Origin of the sequence: Sulfurisphaera ohwakuensis (assembly GCF_009729055.1) — an archaeon.
Lineage (GTDB): Archaea > Thermoproteota > Thermoprotei_A > Sulfolobales > Sulfolobaceae > Sulfurisphaera > Sulfurisphaera ohwakuensis.
On sequence record NZ_CP045484.1, the window covers coordinates 1,252,432 to 1,273,585 of the forward strand.

Consider the following 21,154-nt stretch of genomic DNA (forward strand, 5'->3'; position numbering starts at 1 on the left):
TACCTAAAAAGTGGGTTATAAATAAGTCCAATTTGATATAAGTCAGAATAGAGAGACTAAACCGAAACTATTATCTTACTTTCCGCAAGAGTTTCTTCAATTACTTTCTTTAAGATCTCTGGATCTTTTTCATCTTCAATGAATCCTCTTATTAGAAATGATTCTGCCTCTTTTCTACTTAATCCTCTATTTTCTAAATAGAATATTAAATCATCTGGTACTCTAGATACTGATGCAGAATGCTTAGCCATTAATACTCTTCCAGTCTTTACTTCTAACATAGGTGCTACTATCGATTTTGCATCTTTACCCAATATATATGCTCTACCTATTATCGATGTAGATGAATCAAATGCTGTTTGATTTACTGATGCGTCTCCTCTTACAACTACTAATGCATTATCAGTAGCTATTCCTTTTAAGTTTCCTTCACTTACACTTCTTAATCCTTCATGTTGTACGTTTACTTTCATATCTATTTTATCGTTGTCTCTTCCTATTGATTTAGCACTAAAGACTGATCTTGCATCTTTCTCTAGAATTGTTGTATATTCTATGTGCGCCATTTTTGATTTAGTAGCAAATAATGTTGCGTTAAGTTCTCCTTCACAATAAACTTTACTATAATTATAAATGTATGTGGATTTGGCAATTAATGTGAAATTAACTTGAGAATCTCTTCCTATTTTTAGAGAAATAACTGACGATTGAAGGGAGTCTGGTATTTCGTTTTCAGCCAGATATATTATATCTGCTATTGCACCTTCCTTCACATTTATTTCTATGTTAGCCGGAGAAATGTAGCCTTTTTCTGTTACGTTATGATATATTAAGATTTTTGAAGAGTCTTCTATGTTTATTTTCAGTTTTTTTGATAATGCCAATGTTAAAGAGACAAGCTTAGTTTCATCTGCCTTCATCAGATTATTTGTTGGTTCAAAGCTTATTTCTCCTCCTATTATGTTATCATCTTGTATATAGATTGTCTTGTATCCTTCTATTTCATACTTCTTTACTTTATTTGAAGAGGGAAAGATTGTTAAGTTAAGTTTATCATACTCACTCCATTCAGTATAATGCTTAACTGTAGGAGAATCGTTTATAATTTGGTATGGCAATGATTCTGCTAAAGAAAGTAATTTTTGCCTTTCTCCTTTATTTTCCAAGTTAGAAATGTATTTTTGTACAGAAGAAAAATCGATTATACTCATTTATGCCACTGCACCTAGTTTATCTAATTCTAACTTAATAACCTTATTCAGCATTGTAGCATATTCAAATGGTAGTTCTTTCATAATCTCATCAATAAATCCTAAGACTAGCATTGAAACTGATTCCTTTTCGTCTATACCTCTATTCATTAAATAGAATAATTGATCTTCATTCATTCTGAAAGTATGGGCTTCATGAGCTACATCTGCATCTTCTTCAAAGACTTGGTTATGTGGGAATGTATATGCTTTTGTTTTCTCATCAAGCATTAGTGAATCACACTTTACAAATGCTTTTGCACCAGTAGCTCCTTTGTTAACCCTTATTAAGCCTCTGTATATGTTTACTCCGCCATTAAATCCTATGTTCTTGTTTATTACTTTACTCTTAGTATTTGGTGCTGCGTGAATCATTTTTGATCCGCTGTCCTTCCATTCTCCTTCACCGCTGGCTAATGTTACTACTAAACTTGTTGATGAGGCATTTCTTCCTCTTAATATTGTTGATGGATAAACGAAACTATATTTTGATCCTAAAGAACCTTCTACCCATTCCACTGTTGAATTTTCATCTGCCCATGCCCTCTTATTATTAAAGTTAATTACATTTTTGCTCCAGTTTTGTACTGTTGTAAATTTAATATAAGCGTTTTTCTTTGCATATAATTCTACCATACCATCGTGGAATGAGAATTTCTTAAATTGTGGTGCTGAGCATCCTTCAATGAAATGTATATATGAACCTTCATCTGCTATGATTAAGGTGTGCTCAAATTGTCCTTCCATTTCACTTCCTATTATGAAGAATCCTTCGACTGGTGTGGTTATTTTCACACCTTTTGGTACATATACGAATACTCCACCACTCCATAAGGCACCATGAAGTGCGGCGAATTTGTGATCGGAAACGGGGAAAATTTTTGTGAAGTATTCTTTTATTATGTCTGGGTATTTTTGTATTGCTTCTTCTGGCGGCATCATTATTACTCCTTTCTTAGCTAATTCTTGTTTAACATTAGAATAAATTGATTCTGATTCAAATGTTGCAACTAAACCTCCTAAGTATTGTTGTTCTGATTGAGGAATTCCTAATTGTTCATAATATTTTCTAATTTCTGGTGGTACTTCATCCCAATTTGATGTTCTTTCTACATCAGGCTTTATGTAAATTTCCATTTTTGAAACATCTAATTCGGAAAGGAAATCTGGTAACCAATTAGGAGTTGGGAGTTTTTCAAATAATTCTAAACTTTTTAATCTTAATCTGAGCATCCATTCTGGTTCTTTTTTAAGTTTTGAAATTTCAACGATTACGTCCTTGCTTAGCCCGGACTCTACTACACGTTTATGAAATTCACTTTGACTAAGGTTATTGTTTTTAGCCTCTATTGTGGCATTTATGATCTCGTTAATATCAAGCGAGAATTTCTCTTCTGGCATTTTGGTTTACCTATCATTAACTCTGTTAAAGATCTAATATAAGCTTATCTATAAATAATTAAAAATTTTAAATTCTAGAAAAATTATTAATTATTTCAATATTCCTTCATACCCTTTTTCATCTATAAATTTAGCTAATTCCATCCCACCAGAAGCTACTATTTTACCTCTATAAAGTACATGAACTTTATCAGCTTTCACATGGTCAAGAATCCTTCTATAATGAGTTATTATCAAGTATCCAGTATTATTCTCATTTCTAAGTTTTACTATAGCTTCAGCAATAGCTCTAAGACCATCAACATCAACACCTGAATCTGGCTCATCGAGTATTGCTATTTTAGGTTTCATTAATAACATTTGTAGAATTTCTGTTCTCTTTTTTTCTCCACCACTAAATCCTTCAAAAACACCTCTGTTTAATAAGGAGTCACTTACTCCTACAGTTTTACTTAGTTCTTTTACATAACTTATAACTTGTAGCGGGGATTGTGATGAACCGTAAATTCTGTTATACTCCGCTACTAGTAAGGTAGAAAGTTTTACTCCGCTTATTTCTATGGGATTTTGAAATGCTAAGAATAATCCTTTTTTGACTTTTTCATGTGTTTCAAGATTTGTTATATCTTCATTATCTAGTAAGATTTTGCCTTCAGTGATTTTATATTTAGGATGTCCCATTATAGCCAGTGATAGTGAGGTCTTTCCACTTCCGTTAGGTCCCATTAATACATGTATCTCTCCAGAGTTTATAGTTAGCGAAACACCTTTGAGTATTTCTTTACCTTCTACTGTTACGTGAAGATTTTCGATTTTTAAAGTTGTCATATATATCACTTCTACTTATGAGCTTAAATTTCTCTCTATCCAAGGGGCTTCTTCAAGGAATAATGAACATGAAGAGTTATTTAATGCTTCTTCTAACATAGTAAGTAGATCATCCATATAACTTAGGAGAATTTGATTATCTGTATTTATTTGTGATAATGCTAGTTTAATTTGTGATATTAGGGTAAATCCGTTAGAAATTCTCTTTATACTTGGAAATAATATACTCATTATTATTTCATCAAATAAATCGTTTATTTTTTGAAATACTTCTATTAATTTTTTATTTATTTCTTGGTCATTTCTCAGTTTTTCATCTTTTTTTATAACTTCATTAAGTTTTTGCATTACGTGGTATACTCTTAACAATATAGAAGAATTTACAGCTATAATGAAATTCCTCAGAGTATCCCTTTCAGAATTATATCTTCCACCCATACTTCTTCTTAATAACATAAGGTATACCCGTCTAAGATCTTCTATTGTAGATTGTACTTCTGACTGATTCTGACCTTTAAGAATAGCTATAATATCATCTACTTTTTTTGCTATAATATTCAATATTCTCCTTAGTAAAGATTCTATGCCTATTTTTTCAGTATCTAATAAGCAATCTAGTTTTATTCTGTCTTCTGTAACTTCAGATACTTCTATGCCCACTAATTGCTTTGAGAAATTCATTACATCTTCTACTTCTTTATGTTCCAAATTTTTCCTAGAAGAAAATACTATTTCATCATAACCTAGTGCATATAAACAAGGGATTGCTGTAGTCATTGATTGCTTGAAGCTATCAATATCGATTTTTACAGACCTTTTATTTGAGTTTAATTTTATTTTTTCAGCAACTAAACGCAAAGTGCCGTCTTCAGATACTTCCATAATTATTTTATCTCCTGGTTTAATTCCCCATTTGTTTATCCATTTTTTAGGTAATGTTATAAATAGAGAAGAAGAACCCAGTCTTTGAACTTTCCTAGTTTCTACATCTTTTGAAAATCTTGTTGTTTCATCAGACAAGAATTTATCCCTATTTAATCTACTTGAACGCCGTTTATATAAATGTTTCTAAAGCTTATTAATAACAAGATAAAAAGCAGTTTTTCTACTGTTTCTTTTTCTTTATTGTTACTTTTAATAACCATTTAACTCTTGAAACATCCATAGTTGAAGGATCAGCATCATCTGGTAAGCTTAAATTAAGTCTATATTCTTTACCATCCTTTGTTTTACAAGAAATAGATAATCTCCTTGGTCTTGATTCAACTTTTAATGTAGCTAAATCAGCTTTAGGAACATCTATGAGATATTCGTATCCTTCATCGGTTTCATTAACACTATATAATGGTGAAGAAAATCTTCTTAGTTCTCTTTCTATTTCTTCCTCTATTTCTCTTTGTATTCTTCTAAATTTTTCTTCCTCTTGTTTTAATAGGTTCTTTATTAATTCATCTAAGTCTTTAAAAGCTGGCATTTTTATCACGCATATGTCATTGGTCTATTTGATGCATAAGTCGGTAATTCTTGTTTTGTCTGCTCCATTAATCCCTTAATTTTATCTCTAATATCTTCTGCTTCTTTTAGTAATTCGTCAACACTTATAGAGAACCCTATATATTTACTCAATATAGTTAATGCTATTGCTGATGCTTCTGGATCTGGTAGATCAAGAAAAGATTCAACAACAATAACGAAATTACTTAAATTATTTTTATGTGATTCAATAAGCAAAGGAGCATACGGACCGGCTATATAACCATCACCAAATTTTTCCATAAGACCAAGTTTTTGTAAATCTTGAGCTGTATTATAATCATTTGCTATCCAATATGCATTTAATTTTTCAGCGTTTAGCCTATCTTGTATTGGTAATCCTGTTATTGATATAATATTTGAAATACTATATTTTTTTGCAACATCAACTATAATCCTACTTATTACATTTATTGCAGATGAGGGTATGGCTATCCATGAATGAAATACTATCATATTATGGTTATGATAGAGTCTTATAGGGGATTTTGCTATTCCGTCTTGAACGTGAGAAATTGGGGGTAAAATAGTTGGCGCGTAAATTTCGGCAAACTCTTTAAGTTTTAACCTTTCTATCAAATACTCTGTTGCTATCACTCCAACTAATCCAGCGTCTGGTAATCCAACTATAAGATAAGAAGGTTTAGATAAAATTGGAGTATATTTTTCAATAATTTCGTATTGGCTCATTATAATCCCTCTCTTTGTTTTATTAATTCACTATACTTTTCCGGACTTAACAATTTTTCTATTTCGTTTCTGTCACTTATCTCTAGTTTAAATATCCAGCCTTCACCATAAGGATCTTTATTTATTAGTTCTGGTGACTCAGTCAGTTTTTGGTTTGTTTCTATTACTTTTCCAGATAATGGAGAGTAAATATCTGCAGCAGCTTTTACGGATTCTACAACAGCAACCGGATCATTAGCCTTAACTTCTTTATCTATCTCTGGTAATTCAACACCTACGATATCACGTAGTTTTTTCTGTGCATAATCAGTTATTCCCACAATAGCTATGTTTTCTTTAACCAATATCCACTCATCTGTTTCTGAATAATACCTATCTTTTAATACTTTATATTTTCCACCAACTATAATTTCTGACATTATTATCACTAAATAAATGGAAAGTCTTGTAATTTAGCTTCAACTTGCCTATTTCTTATCTCTATATTAACAGAGTACCCGAATAGAGTGTATTTCGAGTTAATATATCCCATTCCTATGACTCTATTAAGATAGGGTGAAAATGTTGAACTTGTTACATATCCAATTTCGTTATCAAGTATTTTTATCTTGTTATCTTTTCTAGGAATACTTCTTTCTCCTTTCTTTAATTTTAATCCAACTCTTATTTTCTCAACACCATTCTTTAACTGTTCTACTATTTTCTCTCTGCCAATAAATTGTTTATCAAGAGAGAAAACCCAATATCTTGCTTCTACGGGAGTTATGTTCTCATCTATATCTTCTCCATACAATACAAATCCCATTTCTTGTCTTATACTATCTCTACAAATTAAACCAGATGGTTTAACTCCTACCGAAATAAGTCTTTGAATAATTTTTGAGATTACTTCTGGGCTTCCCCAAACTTCTACTCCATCTTCTCCAGTCCACCCTGATCTGCTAATAAGAAAGACTTCTTCCCCAAGAAATTTAGTATTAATTTTAAATTCTAATGGTTTTAGATCAGTCTTTTCTATATAATTCCACACATTTCTTCCTTGTATAGCAATCATAGCATATTTAAATGTTAGATCTTCTACTTCTAATGACGAATTAGATTTTATCCAATTTATTACTTTTTCTCTATTTATTGCATTTGTAACAATTAAGAATTCAGTATCACTTAACTTATATGTCATTACATCGTCTATAAAACCTCCTTTATCATTAAGAAATGCTGTTGGTCCTATCATAGTATTATAGGAAGCTTTTTTAATATCTTTCGCTATCAAAAGATCGAACTCATCAATTTTTCCAGTTATTTTTAGTCTCCCCATGTGTGATAAGTCAAAAAATGCAGCAGAAGAGCGTACAGCTAAATGTTCTTCTTGATAAGAAGTGTATTTCATTGGCATTTTCCAACCTGCAAATTCGCCTATATCAGCATTAAGTTTTAATTCAATATCCAAAAGAGGCGTACTAAACATTTTTAATTCACATATTGAATACTAGTAGGCATATTTATATGGACATGCATCCATGGCTACCAAATATAAAGTATATAGAGGAGATGTTGAAAAGTATAGGAGTAAATAGCATAGACGATCTATTCATAGATGTGCCAGAAGAAATCAAATTAAAGAAAGAATTGGATTTAGATTATAAAAAACCTCTTTCTGAATACGAAATTATTCTTAAATTGCAAGAATTACAAAATAAAAATAAAAGACTTAAGATGCCACCTTTTCTAGGAGGTGGACTTTGCCCGCATTATGTTCCAGAGGTTGTAAAATTTATTATTAAACGTTCTGAATTTTATACGGCTTATACTCCTTATCAGCCAGAAATTTCTCAAGGACTACTTCAAGCACTTTTTGAATATCAAAGTCTAATAGCTGAGCTTTTTGAAATGGAAGTAGTTAATGCATCCCTTTATGATTGGGGTAGTGCTCTAGCTGAAGCTATAATGATGGCTAATAGAATTAATAAAAAGAAGACTGTGCTTGTTCCTAAACTTATGAACCCATACCATAAAGAAGTTGTAAAAACGTGGACTTATGGTAAGGGTATCAAACTAGTAGAAATACCTCCAAATGAAAGAGGTACTATTGACGTTAGTAAGTTAGAAAATATGATAAATGAGGATGATGTTTCTGCGATATATATTCAACAACCTAATTTTCATGGAATATTTGAAGATGAAATAGAATATATTGTAGATATTGCTAAAAAGAAAAAAATTATTACTATTATGGGTGTTTCTCCACTAGCATTAGGCTTAATCAAGCCTCCTGGAGAATATGAAATTGATATTACAGTAGGAGATGGACAAGAATTAGGTTTATCTTTAAACTTTGGAGGTCCTCTTTTAGGAATTCTTGCAACTAGATGGGACGGGCAATTAGTAAGACAAATGCCTGGCAGGATTGTGGGATTAACTAAGGATTCTGAAGGAAAAAGAGGATTTACATTAATCCTTCAAACTAGAGAACAGTTTGCTAGAAGAGAAAAAGCTACTTCAAATATAACTACTAATGAAGCATTAATGGCTATTGCAGCAGCTGTATATCTCTCCTTATTAGGAAGAAATGGAATAAAAGAATTGGCTAAGGAGATATACATTAGAAGTCATTATGCTAAGAAAAGATTAGAAGAATTAGGAGTAAACACTGTATATAACGGAGATTTCTTTGAGGAGTTTGCTGTTGATTTTAGAACTGATTATGATATAATTCATTCTAGGTTACTTGAGAAGAATATACACGGTGGATTAAAATTGGGTAAGACTCAAGCTTTATTTTGTGTTACTGAAGTTCATACTAAAAGTATGATTGATGAGTTAATTGAAAGCATTAGAGAGGTGTTTTCTGGATGAGCTGGCATCAAGCTGTATGGAACGAGCCTCTAATTTTTGAGTATAAAGGAAAGGGAAGAATAGGTTTTAAAATCCCAGAAGAAGAGGAGTTAAAGAAAGAGATTAGCATCAATATACCAGAAAAATTAAGGAGAAAAGAAATAGATTTGCCAGAGTTAAGTGAACTAGAAGTTATTAGACATTTTATAAGATTATCTCAAATGAGTTTTGGTGTTGATAACGGAATGGTACCTTTAGGTTCATGTACTATGAAGTATAACCCAAAGATAGAGGAAGAAGCTGAATTACTTACACAAAATTTGCATCCATTGCAAGATGATTCTACTGTTCAAGGTATTTTAGAGGTTTTATATTATATGCAGAAATGGTTAGCCAAAATAACTGGTATGGATTTATGTAGTTTACAAGTGCCAGCTGGAGCTGCTGGAGAATTAGCAGGGGTTTTAATGATTAAGAAATATCATGAAACTAAGGGTAGAGGAAATAGAGATGAAATGCTTGTTGCTGATACTGCACATGGAACTAATCCTGCTAGTGCTTCTATGGAGAATTTTAAAGTTATCTACATTAAGTCTAATAGTGAAGGTCTAGTTGATGTGGATATTCTGAAGGAGATTGTAAGTGAAAGGACTGCTGGGTTTATGTTAACTAATCCTAATACTCTTGGTCTATTCGAGGAGAATATATTAGATATTGCAAAATATATTCACTCTGTTGATGCAAAATTATATTATGATGGAGCAAATCTTAACGGAATTTTAGGAGTAGTTAGACCGGGAGATATGGGGTTTGATATTGTTCATTTAAATTTACATAAGACATTTGCTGTTCCACATGGGGGTGGGGGTCCAGGAGCTGGAGCAATATGTGCTAAGGGAGAGATGGTTGATTTCTTACCGTATCCATTAGTAGAGAAAAAGGACGGAAAATATTCGTTGTCTTATATTCCAAAATATTCCATTGGAAAAATTGCCACTTTTTATGGAAATGTAGGTAATGTAGTTAGAGCATATACGTATATTCTGGGTTTAGGTGCCGAAGGAATATCAATGATAGGAAAAATGAGTACTTTAGCTACAAATTACCTTATATCACAACTTAAAAATGTAAGAGGACTAGAGTTAATAGCCCCCTATAGACCTAGAAAACATGAGGTAGTTTTTTCTGCTAAAACGTTGGCTAAAGAAACTGGTGTTACAGCAAATGATGTTGCAAAGGCATTATTAGATAGAGGATTTTACGCGCCAACTATATATTTCCCTCCAAATGTAGAGGAGGCTTTAATGATTGAGCCAACAGAAACCGAACCTAAAGAAGTTTTGGATAGTTTTGCAAATGCTATAAAGGAGATTATTAATACTGCCTATTCTAATCCTAAGGAAATTTTAGATACTCCGAAGAATACTAGTGTTAAAAGATTAGACCAAGTTATAGCAAACCATCCGTCTAGTGTAACTCCAACTTATAGGGTTAAAAGATTAAGGGAGGAGGGAAAAATAGGTTCCTTAAAGTAGAGAGAAAAGTATTGAAATATAACCTAGATAAGGTATTGAAATTACTATTCCATTAACTTCAGCTACTTTTCCTATAACTTGTGACTGAGGAATTCCTTGAGGAGGTTCTAAACCAATTTTGTTATCAGACTGAGGATTAGTTATATTATCTACTCCTTTTGTAACATAGAATTTTTCCCCATCTATATAATTTATTTTAATCACATGATGTATCACATATGTGTTAAATGTAGGTGATTTATATATTATAATATTTCCAATTTTGATATTATTCGGTAAAGTATAAAATGTCAAGAAACCGTTCTGAAAAATCGGATACATTGAGACTCCTTCTACGCTTGCTGTCTGTACAATTCCAGATAAGACTACGATATAAATTAATATTATTACAATAAGTAATAAGATGTCACTCTTCTTCATCTAAATCACTAAGGTCTAATTCTATCACTTCTCCTCTGTTTTCCTCCTCTTCTTGTTTTTCTTCTCCTATTTTCTTTACACCTTTCTTTCCTTCAACTTCTACGGAGCTCCCGCCAGCTCTTATCTTTGATACTACAGCTTTCCACTTATGCCCATTAGGGCACTCAAAAGATCCCATAACGGTTATTGTTATTCTACCATAAGCATCTGGTAATGGTGAAACTAGTTGCCAAGTTTTAATCGGTTTTTCTACTCTTGTACCACATGTTGGACATACATACGGGTCAGTTTGCTTTTTCTTAGGCATAATTTGTATGATAAAAAACAAGACTATAAATTAATTCTCCTAAAATTGCTGTTGAAAATAAGGCTATTATTAGGAGATTTATCTTTCTCTTTAATGCGAAAGTATATGAAATAATATTAAAGATAACTAAAAAAGGGTAGAAAATTAAAGGAGAGTAAAAATAAGCCACAAGATAAGGTGCTGTAGTCCATGCTATATAAAATGCTCTTTGATTACTTAGCTTGCTATCAAGAATTTTTGCATAGATAGGAGTTAATATTCCATATATAACGAAGATCAGAAGACAACTACAGAATAACATATTAATCTTTGCTCTTAATTGATAATCGAATTTAAATGAATGACTATTTCAGAATCAAAAAAATAAAGGGTTACCAGATTCTTGATTCTAGAGGAAATAAAACAATCAGAGTTAAAATCGAGACATATGGAGGAATATCAGCAACTGGTGACGCACCAGCTGGAGCATCAAAGGGTAGTAGAGAGGCGATAGAATTAAGGGACAAAGATGGAGGAGTAACTAGGGCAGTCGAGTTAGTAAATACCTTAATTAACGATTCCTTAAGGGATTTTGATGTAAGGAATCAACTAGGAATTGACCAAACATTGATAAGAATGGATGGAACACCTAATAAGTCAAGAGTAGGCGGAAATACAACTATAGCTACATCAATAGCTGTAGCTAAAACAGCTGCAAAAGCTATGGGGTTAGAAATTTTCCAATACATAGGTGGGCCAAGAGTAAGATATCTGCCAATACCATTATTAAATATTTTAAATGGAGGATTACACGCTGGAAATGAACTAAAAATTCAGGAGTTTATTATAATACCTTTAAGTTTTGACAGCTTTCACGAAGCCTTATATGCTGCCGATGAAGTATACAAGCAGTTAAAGGGAATAATAACAGAAAAATACGGAAAACTTTATACAATGCTAGGAGATGAAGGAGGAGTAGCGCCACCATTATCTAAAACAGAAGACGCATTAGATTTAGTATATACTGCTATAAAGAATTCTGGTTATGAGGATAAGATAGTAATGGGAATAGATGCAGCTTCTTCTGATTTCTTTAACGGAAGTCAATATGAAATAGACGGGAAAAAATTAAGCCCAGATGAGATGATAGATTACTACATCCAATTAGCTTCACGTTATCCGTTATTATATATAGAAGATCCTTTTAACGAGAATGATTTTGAGAGATTTTCTATTTTACAACAAAAGTTAAAGAAAACTATTGTTACTGGAGACGATTTATTTACTACTAACATTGAGTATCTAAAGAAAGGGATAGAGAAAAGTTCTGCTAAAGGTACTATAGTTAAGCCTAATCAAATTGGTACTTTATCAGAGACATTTGAATACATAGAATTTGCGAAGAAAAATTCTATAAAAATAATTGTAAGTCATAGAAGTGGAGAGACAGAAGATTCTTTTATAGCTGATTTAGCTGTTGGAGTACAAAGTGATTTTATAAAGACTGGAGCACCAGCTAGAGGCGAAAGAACTAGTAAATATAATAGATTACTAGAAATAGAAAACGATTATGGAATAGAATATTACGGTAAAAAAATTTATCTTTAAGGTAGTAAAACTCCTACTATTATTAAAAACATTGCTAGAACTAGCATTAATACTACAAAAGTTCTAAAAGGCATATTAGGTAGTTCTTTAAATGCTTTAATTAGTCCATATATAATAGCTCCTATCAGCACCATAAATACTATAGCTAATCCGACTACTATTAAACCTGTAGCTAACGGTGAAGCATTAAAATGAAACATTCCCGCTATCTGAGAAGTAACATTAGCAAGATTTTGTAAACTCATATTAATTCGTAAAGTATATATTACTCGCAGATATTTTTTAAACTTTGCCACATAATATCCTCCTCCCGATGATGATGGTTAAAAGCGCTTATCGGTGACGAGCCTCTACCTGCTGAGGTGCCCAAATCCTTATAAATAAAATATGCAGAGCTGATATTTTTGAGGAGTATTACCATGCCAATTTCAGTTGATGTATTAACGAAATTTGTTGGACAAAAGATTAAAGATGTATATGGGAGGGACGTGGGTAGTATAATTCATGTATATACAGAGATTGATGGAACAATAACTGGAATAGAAATTTCTTACGGTAATTCTTTTGTTACCGTAAGTCCAGAGAGTGTTAAAATGGATGGTGATAATATAGTATTATTACCTGAATGGAAAACAGAAGCTATAAAGATTTTAGGATATATGGAGAAGATAAGAAGAAGGCAAAAAGCACTAGAAGAATTATATTCAAAACAAGAAATTCCTAAAAGTATGTATGATGATATGAAAAGAAAGCTAGATTCAGAACTGTTAAAACTCAGAGAAGAACATGCGAAATTGAAAAGTAAATTAAAGAATAGATTAAATGAAATTGAAGATCAATTAGCTCAGATTGATAAAGCAACCATATCGTTGAAAATGAGTTATATTTCTGGCGAATTACCAGAAACTTCATATAAAAATTCTATGGAAATATTAAGACAATCAAAAGAAAGCTACACATTAGAGAGAGATGATATAAAGAAAATATTAGATAAATTGGATGGTTTAGACAAAGAGGGAATAGATATTAAGCCTTCTCCCTCATTAACTACGCAACAAGAACAACCTAATAAGAGCGATGGTAATAAATCAGAAGTACCATTACCAATACCAGTAAGAGTAATAAATACTTTGTAACTAATTTAGTGAAATAGTATGTTAGATAAGATCTCATCCTTTTTTAATAATGATAGGAAGCGAAAGGCACAATTAGGTAAAATTATCACTGAGATATCTTTGAAGTTAAAAGACCAACAAGATAGATTAGATGAAGCTATAAGAAGATTAAGAGATAGAGATAAAGAACTTTATGAAAAGGTTATTAGGGCACAAATCGAAGGTGATATGGCTAAGGCTACAATCTATGCACAAGAAATCTCAGATATTAGAAAAATGATCAAAATTATCTATACTGCATTTCTAGCTATAGAAAAAGTTAGAATTAAATTAGATACGGTACAAGAGCTTCAAGGAGTTTCATTAGTCTTACTTCCAGTTATGAAAGTATTAGGACAATTAAAAGATCAAATAAAAGGAATTGCACCAGAAGTAGCCATTGCATTAGATTCTATAACTAGCAACGTTAATAGTATAGCTATAGAAACTGGGGCTTTGAGTGAGAGGACAGTTGTGCCTACTGTAGTTGATGAAGAGGCTCAGAAAATATTAAATGAAACAAAGAAAATGGCTGAGGAAAAATTAAAAGAGATTTTACCAGAATTACCTTATCCACCTAGTGATACACCATCATATAAGAGGCAAGTAATAGAAATTAAACAAGAACAGACACAACAAAAAAGAAAAGTTACAGCTGACGATTTACTTGAATATATAAGACAAACTGGTGGGTTCTTAGATCTAGAACATTTTAGTAAAATATATAATGTAGATAAACAAGAAGTTTTGGACTTATTAAAATCCTTGGCTTCAAAAGGATTAATTACATTAGAGGAGTAGGGCTATGTCTGCACAATCAATGCTAGAAGAGATGGCTAGGAAATATGCTATTAATGCAGTAAAAGCTGATAAAGAAGGAAAGGCAGAAGATGCTATAAACAATTATAAAAAAGCAATAGAAATATTATCACAATTAATCGCGTTATATCCCGATTCGCCATCAATAAAAGTTTACGAACAAATGATTAATGAATATAAGAAAAGAATTGAGGTATTGAAAGAAGCTGTACCCGCAAGTGGATCAGAATCAAAGCAGATCGATATAGAAGATTTAATTGTAAAAGAGAAACCAAAAGTATCGTTTAAGGATATTGTAGGATTAGATGATGTAAAGGAAGCCTTAAAAGAAGCCATTATATATCCGACAAAAAGACCAGATCTGTTCCCATTAGGATGGCCTCGTGGTATCTTACTTTATGGACCTCCAGGTTGTGGAAAGACAATGATTGCAGCTGCAGTAGCTAGTGAAATAGACTCTTACTTTATTCAAGTAGATGCAGCATCTATAATGTCAAAATGGTTAGGGGAGGCTGAAAAGAATGTTGCTAAAATATTTACTAAGGCTAGGGAAATAAGTAAGAGAGAAGAAAAACCTGTTATAATATTTATTGATGAACTTGATGCGTTATTAGGGATTTACAATAGCGAAAATGGAGGAGAAGTTAGAGTAAGAAATCAATTCTTAAAAGAAATGGATGGATTGCAAGATAAGTCTGAGAATTATAAGGTTTATGTAATAGGAGCTACTAATAAACCATGGAGGCTTGATGAACCTTTCTTAAGAAGATTTCAGAAGAGAATTTATGTTAGATTACCAGATTTCCAGCAAAGGCTGGCTTTACTCCAATATTATACATCTAAAATAAAGATGGAGAATGTAGATTTAAACAAGGTAGCTGAAATGACTGAAGGGTACACAGCTAGTGATATTAAGGATATAGTACAAGCTGCTCATATTAGGGTTGTTAAAGAAATGTTCATTAATAATCTTAATGAGCCTAGACCAGTTAGTATGGAAGACTTTATTGAGGTATTAAAAATAAGAAAACCGAGTGTTAACCAAGAGATGATAAAGGCATATGAAGCATGGCATGAAAAGTTTAAAGCACTTTAGATCAGATACCCCAGGGTTCATATCATCAAATCAAGCTGGCATGACTCACATCATCTCTGAAATTATGTCCTTTATATATTTTCCCGTAGTTTTCGAACTATAAATTTTTTTCAATATATCTTTATCTTCTAATTTAGTTCTCTCTTTCCATACCTTAAGTGTTTCTTTCAATTTCATATATGCATTATAGTGATATTTACATAAATTATCATATTCTGCCTCAAGGTCACAGAACTTACATTTCTTATACTTCATTAATCCTAATATTTTAGCTAATTTAATTCCTATTTGATCTTTATATTTATTATAATTATCTAGATAGATCTTCAGAGTATTTATTGTTTCTGCGACAACTCCTTCTACTGTCTCTTTCCCATCTAGTATTTCGTTTAATTTTTCTTCCATCTTTGAAGTTAATTCTATGCTTGTTAAGTCCTTAAAATAATCTTTCAACACCTCAACTATAACAATTCCTAGCGATGTAGGATATATTGTACCTCTTTTTTGTGAAAGATATTTTCTATTAAATAAGGTTTCAATAATTTTTCCTCTTGTAGCCTCAGTTCCTAAGTTGGAAGTTTCCATCCATTTTAATAATTGAACTTTGTTGTATCTTTTTACATCCGGTTTAGCCAAGTCCATCTTTACAGAAACAGATTCTATCTTAACCTCTTCTCCTTCTTTTACATCTAATAATTCCTCATCTTTCACAGAATGATAGGGGTATAGTAATAACCATCCTTTAAACTTTATTTTTTGCCTAGTTATCTCATCAGATATATCCACATCCTTAAACCGTATGATTATTTTCTGAGTTATCATTATAGCATCTCTTGAAATGCTTGCAAGAAAACGCCTAGTTATTAGTTCAAACAACTTATATTGTCTAATCCCAAGTTTTTCAGTTATTCTATTTCCAGTAGGGTAAATTGCAGGATGAGCGGGATCATCTTTACTTCCTTGTCTGACTATGTATTCTCCTTTCGTAATGTTTCTCACTAACCCTACTAAGTTCTTAAAATTGGCTTCTAATCCATTGACTATACTTTTTACATCAACTGATGGAGGAATTTTTTGACTATTTGTTCTAGGATAGCTAATTAACCCATCTAAGTATAATTCTTCAGCTAATCTTTCGACATAATAAGGTGAATAACCTAATATTCTGCCAGCTTCTGCTTGCAAATCTCCTAAATTAAAAGGTGAAGGTCGTGTTAATGATTTTTCCTCTATTCTGACCTCATCCACTACAGCCCTTGATTTTTTTATTTTATTAGCAAATTCTTGAGCTTCTTCCTTGTATTCGAACGTTCTATTTAACGACAAGCTAAATGTCTCATTTCCTATTTTAATTTTTACACTAACTCTATATACAGGCAATGGAATATATAGTTCTCTTGCTATCTCATTTTCTACTACATGGATTAGAGTAGGACTTTGTACCCTCCCCGCACTTAATGTTACCCTTTTCTTTGTAACAGAACTTACAGCTAACATTAAGGCCCTACTTACATTAATACCCCATATCCAATCTACTTTATGCCTAGCAATACCTGCATTTATCATATTGTAGTCTAATGGTGAAAGATTTGAATATGCTTTCTGTATGTCTTGTTTAGTTAACGCTGAAAATTTCATTCTTTTAGCTTTTTTTAAATCACCAAAATGTTTGATTATCATATAACCTATTACAGAACCTTCAATATCATAATCACAAGCATTAATATATTCAATGGCATATTTTGATAAATCCTTAAGCAAATTATAGTACTTTTTTGTATATTTAGCAGAATCATCTATTTCCCAAAGAGGTTTCCAATCCATGGAAAAAATAGGAAAAGAACTATCACCATAAAGATTAAATAAATGACCAGCAGCAGGTGCAACAACGTTTACTTTTCCTTTATAATTTATAACCCAATAGCTTACTGAGTATTTTTTACATGTAGTTGGTTTATCTGATAAAGCCTCAGCTATTTTCTTTGCAGCTTTACTTTTTTCTGCAATAACTAAGATATAATTTTTAGGATAACAATTCATACTATTTAAACTCTACCTTTTTAACTGAAACCAACTCTATCTTCCCATTAGGATATACACGCCTTACTGTAATAGGTAAGACTCCACGCTTAAGCTCTTCTTCTGCTATACTAATTACATCATTAAAAGGTAAATTATTAGTGTCTATAAGAGGAGAAGCTCCCATAGCTAATTGTAATGCTCTGGCACTTATAATTCTAGCTATCTCGTATTTCGTTAATCTGTTTTTCCAGCTCTCCTCAAAAATTTTATTTATACTCACACTTAAACACTCCCTAAAGATTTAAATAAGATTAACTCCATTCGACTTCTTTTTCTAGTAATTCTGGAAGCTTACATTCTCTTGGAGGTAAATAGTCATAATTTTTATCTAATAACTTGGCAGTAGCCTCCAATAATTTATTTACAGCTCTACTATCAACAACTCCTAGCAATCCAATTCTTACTATCTTTTCCTTTAATTCTCCCATTCCTCCAGATATTTCAATATTAAATTCATTTAGTAATTTCTTTCTATAATCTGGAATCGGTGGTATACCTGCAACTACAGTATTTGAAAAATTATTTTCATTTCCAAAAAGTAAGAAACCATAAGAGGATAGTACTTCCCTTACAAATCTTGCACAAGCCTCATGCCTTTTCCATCTATTTTCTATGCCTTCGATCTCTAATAATTCTGCTGCTCTTAAAGATGCATTAAACACGCCAACAGCTGGAGTAAATGGAGTTTCTCCTTTATCCTGGAACTTAAGATGGAGAGAAATATCAAGATATGAAGGAAGTGACTCTCCTTGTATTTCCTCAATACCGTCATCCGATAAAGCCACAAATGACATTCCTGGTACAGAGGCAAGAGCTTTCTGACTACCAGTAGCTACTGCATCTATTTTCCATTCATTTACTAATAATTTATAAGCAGCAAAACCGGATACCGAGTCTACTAATAATTTTAATCCTCTTCTCTTTACTTCACTTACTACATCTTCTAAATTTCTAAATGCCATACCAGAACTAGTTTCATTATGAACTAAAGCTACTGCAGTCGCATCTTTATTTTCATCTAATGCTTTCTTTATTTCATCTATAGAGAAAATTTCGCCAATCTTTTTCTCATACACTTTTACTTGAGCTCCTCTTCTTCTCAAAGAGTCCACTAGTCTATTGCCAAATTCACCGTAAGGAAAACTAATTACTTTTTCGTTAGGTTTAATCAACGAATATACCATTGCTTCAACAGCTAAAGTACCCGATCCCGTAAGTAAAGCAGTCCTGCTTGCACTAAAATGCTTATTCATTAAACTTTCCAATTTTCTTACTATCCCTCTAAATTTTTCACTTCTGTGATTAACTACTAATGTTGAGGCTTCTCTTACGCTTCTTGGTACTTCAACTGGTCCAGGAATTAAAAGCATTTTATATCATCCCTAACTCTTTCATAGCGTTAAGCAAGTTTTGAGTAGTCATTTCTGCTACCCTTTTTTGAGCCTCTTTGGTTTGAGCACCAATATGAGTTGTAACAATAACTCTTTCATGTTTTAATAGTTCTAATTCCCATTCTTCCTTTGGTGGTTCATTCCAAAATACATCAGTAGCATAAGCATAAACTTTTCCTTTCTTAATATAATCTAAAAGTGCTTTACCATTAACGGCAACTGCTCTACTGGTGTTTACAATTATAACATTATCTTTCATTAGTTCAAATTGCGGATAGTCAATTATTGGTTTTGCATCTTTACTCACAGTAACATGAAGACTTATTACATCAGAATTTTTTAATAATTCCTCTAAACTTACTGCTATTGCGTTTATTTTCTCAGCTTTCTCTCTTATATCTAAAATATCGTAAGCTAATACTTTCATTCCCATTGCATTTGCTATTATTCCAACCTTAGTACCAATTCTTCCGAAACCTACAATCCCGATAGTTTTTCCAGCTAATTCTAGTCCCTCAATTTTTTTAAATATACCAGATTTTGCTAAAGCCATAGAAGTGTACATTTTCCTTGCTGCCGCTATCATGAGTCCAATAGTTAATTCTACTGCAGAATCAGTAGAGGCACCAGGAGCATAAACAACTTTTATATTTCTTTTTTCAGCCTCTTCAGTATCTATATTATCAAGTCCAATTCCAGCCCTAGCAATAATTTTTAGTTTTTTGCCTTTTTCTATAACATCTTTAGTCACTTTAGTTCTACTTCTCACTACTATAATATCATAATTACCGATTATATTAAGTAATTCTTCTTTGCTTATTTCTGGCATATAATCTACTTGAATTCCTTTTTCTCTCAAAGTTTTAATTAGAATTTCATCTATAGGATCTGTTATTAAGGCTTTAACAGTATAGATAGCCATGCATAGAACACCCCTTTTTATTTATAAATAGAGAAAGAAGTTTAACATGATGATGATGAAAATGAAGAGGAGAAGAAGAAGTCATAATAATAAGAAGTATAGTTATATAACTTCTCAAAATTTTCTAGGAACTTATTTGTGTTCATTTTAATTCATGATATCCATTTGCTACTCATTTTTATATTTTTTTATTCTACTTTACGATTGTATTGGTTTGTTTAAAAAATATATACAAATCAAGTAGTCCAACTTGAATACCAAGATTAATACTAATTGATTTAAGTATACTTTCAGCTAAATAATAGTCCTTTTTATTTTTAATTTTTAAATTACTAGTGCCAATTTCGTTAAGGAAATGTAGCACATGCCTATCTATAATTGCTAAATCGAAATAGCCTACGTTTCTCAAGAAATGGCTAGATTCTTTCAATCCTAATCCGTCAATGTTATTTATGATATACTGCCTGGCTTCTTCTTGTGAATAATCAGCAATAGGTTTTATTTTTGCTTTCAAATTTCCATATAATTTTCTTGCATTTGCTATATATTTTGCTTTTAAATTGTAAAATCTATAACCGGCTAATCTAAGTCTTTTGCTCATCTGATCTTCATTTAGAGAAAAAATTTCGTCCATTATATAATTTAGAGCTTTATACGCAGATATAAAAGAACTATTTGAGGTTAAAATACATAAAATTAATTCTCTAAACCAAACATTCTCTTCAGCTCTGTTATTTAATTTAAACTCTTCTGCTCTTTCTAGCACTCTTGCTCTTAGCTTTTTGTTTTTTACTAGCTCTCTTAGCACCTTTCTTCTTCCTCTTAGCCTTCTTTATTTTCTCCTTCTTAGGTTTAACCTCTGAAAATTCGTCTTTTAACACAACTTTAGTGTAACCTTCATCAAACTCTAAAATTGCAAATGGCTCTTTAAAATCATCAGTAAGATTAAAACCCACTAACACATAGTCTTTATCAAAAAATGTTAAGTAATTAACCTGAACTTGTTCAGCATTTTCTAAGGAGGTAGGTATTCCTAACCTAAGTAGCTTTAAAGGTTTTGGTAAAACATACTTTGTGTTTACTCCTTTAAGATAAAGAGGAGCAGAATTATGAACATAGGCTATTCCATCTTTTAATGATAAATTTTCTATTTCATCTTCCGAATTTATTTCTATTTCATCTTCTTTAATCTTATTAACCTTAATACCTATAATACCAGGATAAAGTTGCACTTCCTCACCATTAAAATATTCAACAATTGCTTTCAACTGTTCTCAGCATATTATATAGTGAAGCAATAATTA

Annotated in this window: 24 protein-coding genes; 6 read left to right on the top strand and 18 right to left on the bottom strand. The window is 31.6% G+C overall.

The annotated features are described in order from the left end of the window. Positions 1–56 precede the first annotated feature (56 nt). The 8 genes from D1869_RS06965 to gcvT all read right to left on the bottom strand — a co-directional run bounded on the left by D1869_RS06965 (position 57) and on the right by gcvT (position 7,170). Entirely contained in the window at positions 57–1,211 is a 1,155-nt protein-coding gene (locus tag D1869_RS06965) for a SufB/SufD family protein (protein ID WP_156014497.1), read from the bottom strand. Next, entirely contained in the window at positions 1,212–2,651 is a 1,440-nt protein-coding gene (gene sufB, locus D1869_RS06970) for a Fe-S cluster assembly protein SufB (protein WP_010979219.1), read from the bottom strand. A gap of 90 nt (positions 2,652–2,741) precedes the next feature. After that, on the bottom strand, positions 2,742–3,479 hold the full coding sequence (gene sufC / locus D1869_RS06975; RefSeq protein WP_156014498.1) for a Fe-S cluster assembly ATPase SufC: 738 nt from the start codon (positions 3,477–3,479) through the stop codon (positions 2,742–2,744). A 15-nt stretch (positions 3,480–3,494) separates the two neighbouring features. Beyond that, positions 3,495–4,499, bottom strand: coding sequence for an AbrB/MazE/SpoVT family DNA-binding domain-containing protein (locus tag D1869_RS06980; protein WP_052846506.1), 1,005 nt, complete (start codon positions 4,497–4,499; stop codon positions 3,495–3,497). 85 nt (positions 4,500–4,584) lie between these two features. Further along, entirely contained in the window at positions 4,585–4,953 is a 369-nt protein-coding gene (locus D1869_RS06985; protein WP_156014499.1) for an Hsp20/alpha crystallin family protein, read from the bottom strand. 5 nt (positions 4,954–4,958) lie between these two features. After that, the gene (locus D1869_RS06990) at positions 4,959–5,702 is read right to left on the bottom strand and encodes a proteasome assembly chaperone family protein (RefSeq protein ID WP_156014500.1); all 744 of its coding nucleotides are present in this window, start codon (positions 5,700–5,702) and stop codon (positions 4,959–4,961) included. Continuing rightward, positions 5,702–6,121: a glycine cleavage system protein GcvH gene (gene gcvH, locus D1869_RS06995; protein ID WP_052846941.1), complete on the bottom strand. Its 420-nt coding sequence runs from the start codon at positions 6,119–6,121 to the stop codon at positions 5,702–5,704. Before gcvH ends, D1869_RS06990 begins: the two co-directional genes overlap by 1 nt. 8 nt (positions 6,122–6,129) lie before the next feature. Then, positions 6,130–7,170 carry a glycine cleavage system aminomethyltransferase GcvT gene (gcvT, locus tag D1869_RS07000; protein WP_156014501.1) on the bottom strand — a complete coding sequence of 347 codons (1,041 nt, stop codon included), beginning with the start codon at positions 7,168–7,170 and terminating at the stop codon, positions 6,130–6,132. A gap of 38 nt (positions 7,171–7,208) precedes the next feature. Between gcvT and gcvPA the strand changes: the two genes are divergently transcribed. Beyond that, entirely contained in the window at positions 7,209–8,558 is a 1,350-nt protein-coding gene (gene gcvPA, locus D1869_RS07005; protein WP_156014502.1) for an aminomethyl-transferring glycine dehydrogenase subunit GcvPA, read from the top strand. Continuing rightward, positions 8,555–10,072, top strand: a complete 1,518-nt coding sequence (gcvPB, locus tag D1869_RS07010) for an aminomethyl-transferring glycine dehydrogenase subunit GcvPB (RefSeq protein ID WP_156014503.1) — start codon at positions 8,555–8,557, stop codon at positions 10,070–10,072. Before gcvPA ends, gcvPB begins: the two co-directional genes overlap by 4 nt. Here gcvPB and D1869_RS07015 read toward each other — a convergent pair. From D1869_RS07015 to D1869_RS07025, 3 genes are read right to left on the bottom strand one after another with little or no spacing between them, the layout of a single operon-like run. Continuing rightward, the gene (locus D1869_RS07015; protein ID WP_156014504.1) at positions 10,064–10,492 is read right to left on the bottom strand and encodes a signal peptidase I; all 429 of its coding nucleotides are present in this window, start codon (positions 10,490–10,492) and stop codon (positions 10,064–10,066) included. The two genes, gcvPB and D1869_RS07015, sit on opposite strands and share 9 nt — an antisense overlap. Continuing rightward, on the bottom strand, positions 10,479–10,799 hold the full coding sequence (locus tag D1869_RS07020; protein ID WP_010979229.1) for a hypothetical protein: 321 nt from the start codon (positions 10,797–10,799) through the stop codon (positions 10,479–10,481). Before D1869_RS07020 ends, D1869_RS07015 begins: the two co-directional genes overlap by 14 nt. Next, entirely contained in the window at positions 10,792–11,100 is a 309-nt protein-coding gene (locus tag D1869_RS07025) for a hypothetical protein (RefSeq protein WP_156014505.1), read from the bottom strand. The genes D1869_RS07020 and D1869_RS07025 overlap by 8 nt, the downstream gene beginning before the upstream one ends. A gap of 35 nt (positions 11,101–11,135) precedes the next feature. On the opposite strand from D1869_RS07025, the gene eno reads away from it, so the two are divergent. Further along, the gene (gene eno, locus D1869_RS07030; RefSeq protein ID WP_156014506.1) at positions 11,136–12,386 is read left to right on the top strand and encodes a phosphopyruvate hydratase; all 1,251 of its coding nucleotides are present in this window, start codon (positions 11,136–11,138) and stop codon (positions 12,384–12,386) included. Here the strand turns inward: eno and D1869_RS07035 are convergent. After that, positions 12,383–12,682 (bottom strand): hypothetical protein, encoded by a 300-nt coding sequence (locus D1869_RS07035; protein ID WP_231113778.1) that lies wholly within the window; start codon positions 12,680–12,682, stop codon positions 12,383–12,385. The genes eno and D1869_RS07035 overlap by 4 nt on opposite strands. 123 nt (positions 12,683–12,805) lie before the next feature. Here D1869_RS07035 and cdvA point away from each other — a divergent pair, with 123 nt between their 5' ends. Genes cdvA through cdvC form a run of 3 tightly spaced genes read left to right on the top strand, consistent with a single transcriptional unit; the run spans position 12,806 to position 15,455 of the window. Further along, the gene (gene cdvA / locus D1869_RS07040) at positions 12,806–13,522 is read left to right on the top strand and encodes a cell division protein CdvA (RefSeq protein ID WP_010979232.1); all 717 of its coding nucleotides are present in this window, start codon (positions 12,806–12,808) and stop codon (positions 13,520–13,522) included. Positions 13,523–13,540: 18 nt separating this feature from the next. Beyond that, on the top strand, positions 13,541–14,341 hold the full coding sequence (cdvB, locus tag D1869_RS07045) for a cell division protein CdvB (protein ID WP_010979233.1): 801 nt from the start codon (positions 13,541–13,543) through the stop codon (positions 14,339–14,341). A 4-nt stretch (positions 14,342–14,345) separates the two neighbouring features. Continuing rightward, positions 14,346–15,455 carry a cell division protein CdvC gene (gene cdvC / locus D1869_RS07050; protein ID WP_010979234.1) on the top strand — a complete coding sequence of 370 codons (1,110 nt, stop codon included), beginning with the start codon at positions 14,346–14,348 and terminating at the stop codon, positions 15,453–15,455. A gap of 45 nt (positions 15,456–15,500) precedes the next feature. On the opposite strand, the gene D1869_RS07055 is transcribed toward cdvC, so the two are convergent. The 6 genes from D1869_RS07055 to D1869_RS07080 form a co-directional block, all read right to left on the bottom strand. Continuing rightward, positions 15,501–17,495 carry a DNA topoisomerase I gene (locus D1869_RS07055; RefSeq protein WP_156014507.1) on the bottom strand — a complete coding sequence of 665 codons (1,995 nt, stop codon included), beginning with the start codon at positions 17,493–17,495 and terminating at the stop codon, positions 15,501–15,503. Position 17,496: 1 nt separating this feature from the next. Continuing rightward, complete coding sequence (locus tag D1869_RS07060; RefSeq protein WP_010979236.1) at positions 17,497–17,757, bottom strand: DNA-directed RNA polymerase subunit K; 261 nt, start codon at positions 17,755–17,757, stop codon at positions 17,497–17,499. 31 nt (positions 17,758–17,788) lie between these two features. Beyond that, a complete protein-coding gene (locus tag D1869_RS07065) occupies positions 17,789–18,907 on the bottom strand; it encodes a pyridoxal-phosphate-dependent aminotransferase family protein (RefSeq protein WP_156014508.1) in 1,119 nt (372 codons plus the stop codon). Between the two features lies 1 nt (position 18,908). Continuing rightward, entirely contained in the window at positions 18,909–19,850 is a 942-nt protein-coding gene (locus D1869_RS07070; protein ID WP_156014509.1) for a D-2-hydroxyacid dehydrogenase, read from the bottom strand. A 193-nt stretch (positions 19,851–20,043) separates the two neighbouring features. Then, positions 20,044–20,658, bottom strand: coding sequence for an N-glycosylase/DNA lyase (locus D1869_RS07075; RefSeq protein ID WP_156014510.1), 615 nt, complete (start codon positions 20,656–20,658; stop codon positions 20,044–20,046). Next, positions 20,591–21,118, bottom strand: coding sequence for a hypothetical protein (locus D1869_RS07080; RefSeq protein WP_156014511.1), 528 nt, complete (start codon positions 21,116–21,118; stop codon positions 20,591–20,593). Before D1869_RS07080 ends, D1869_RS07075 begins: the two co-directional genes overlap by 68 nt. Positions 21,119–21,154: the final 36 nt, after the last annotated feature.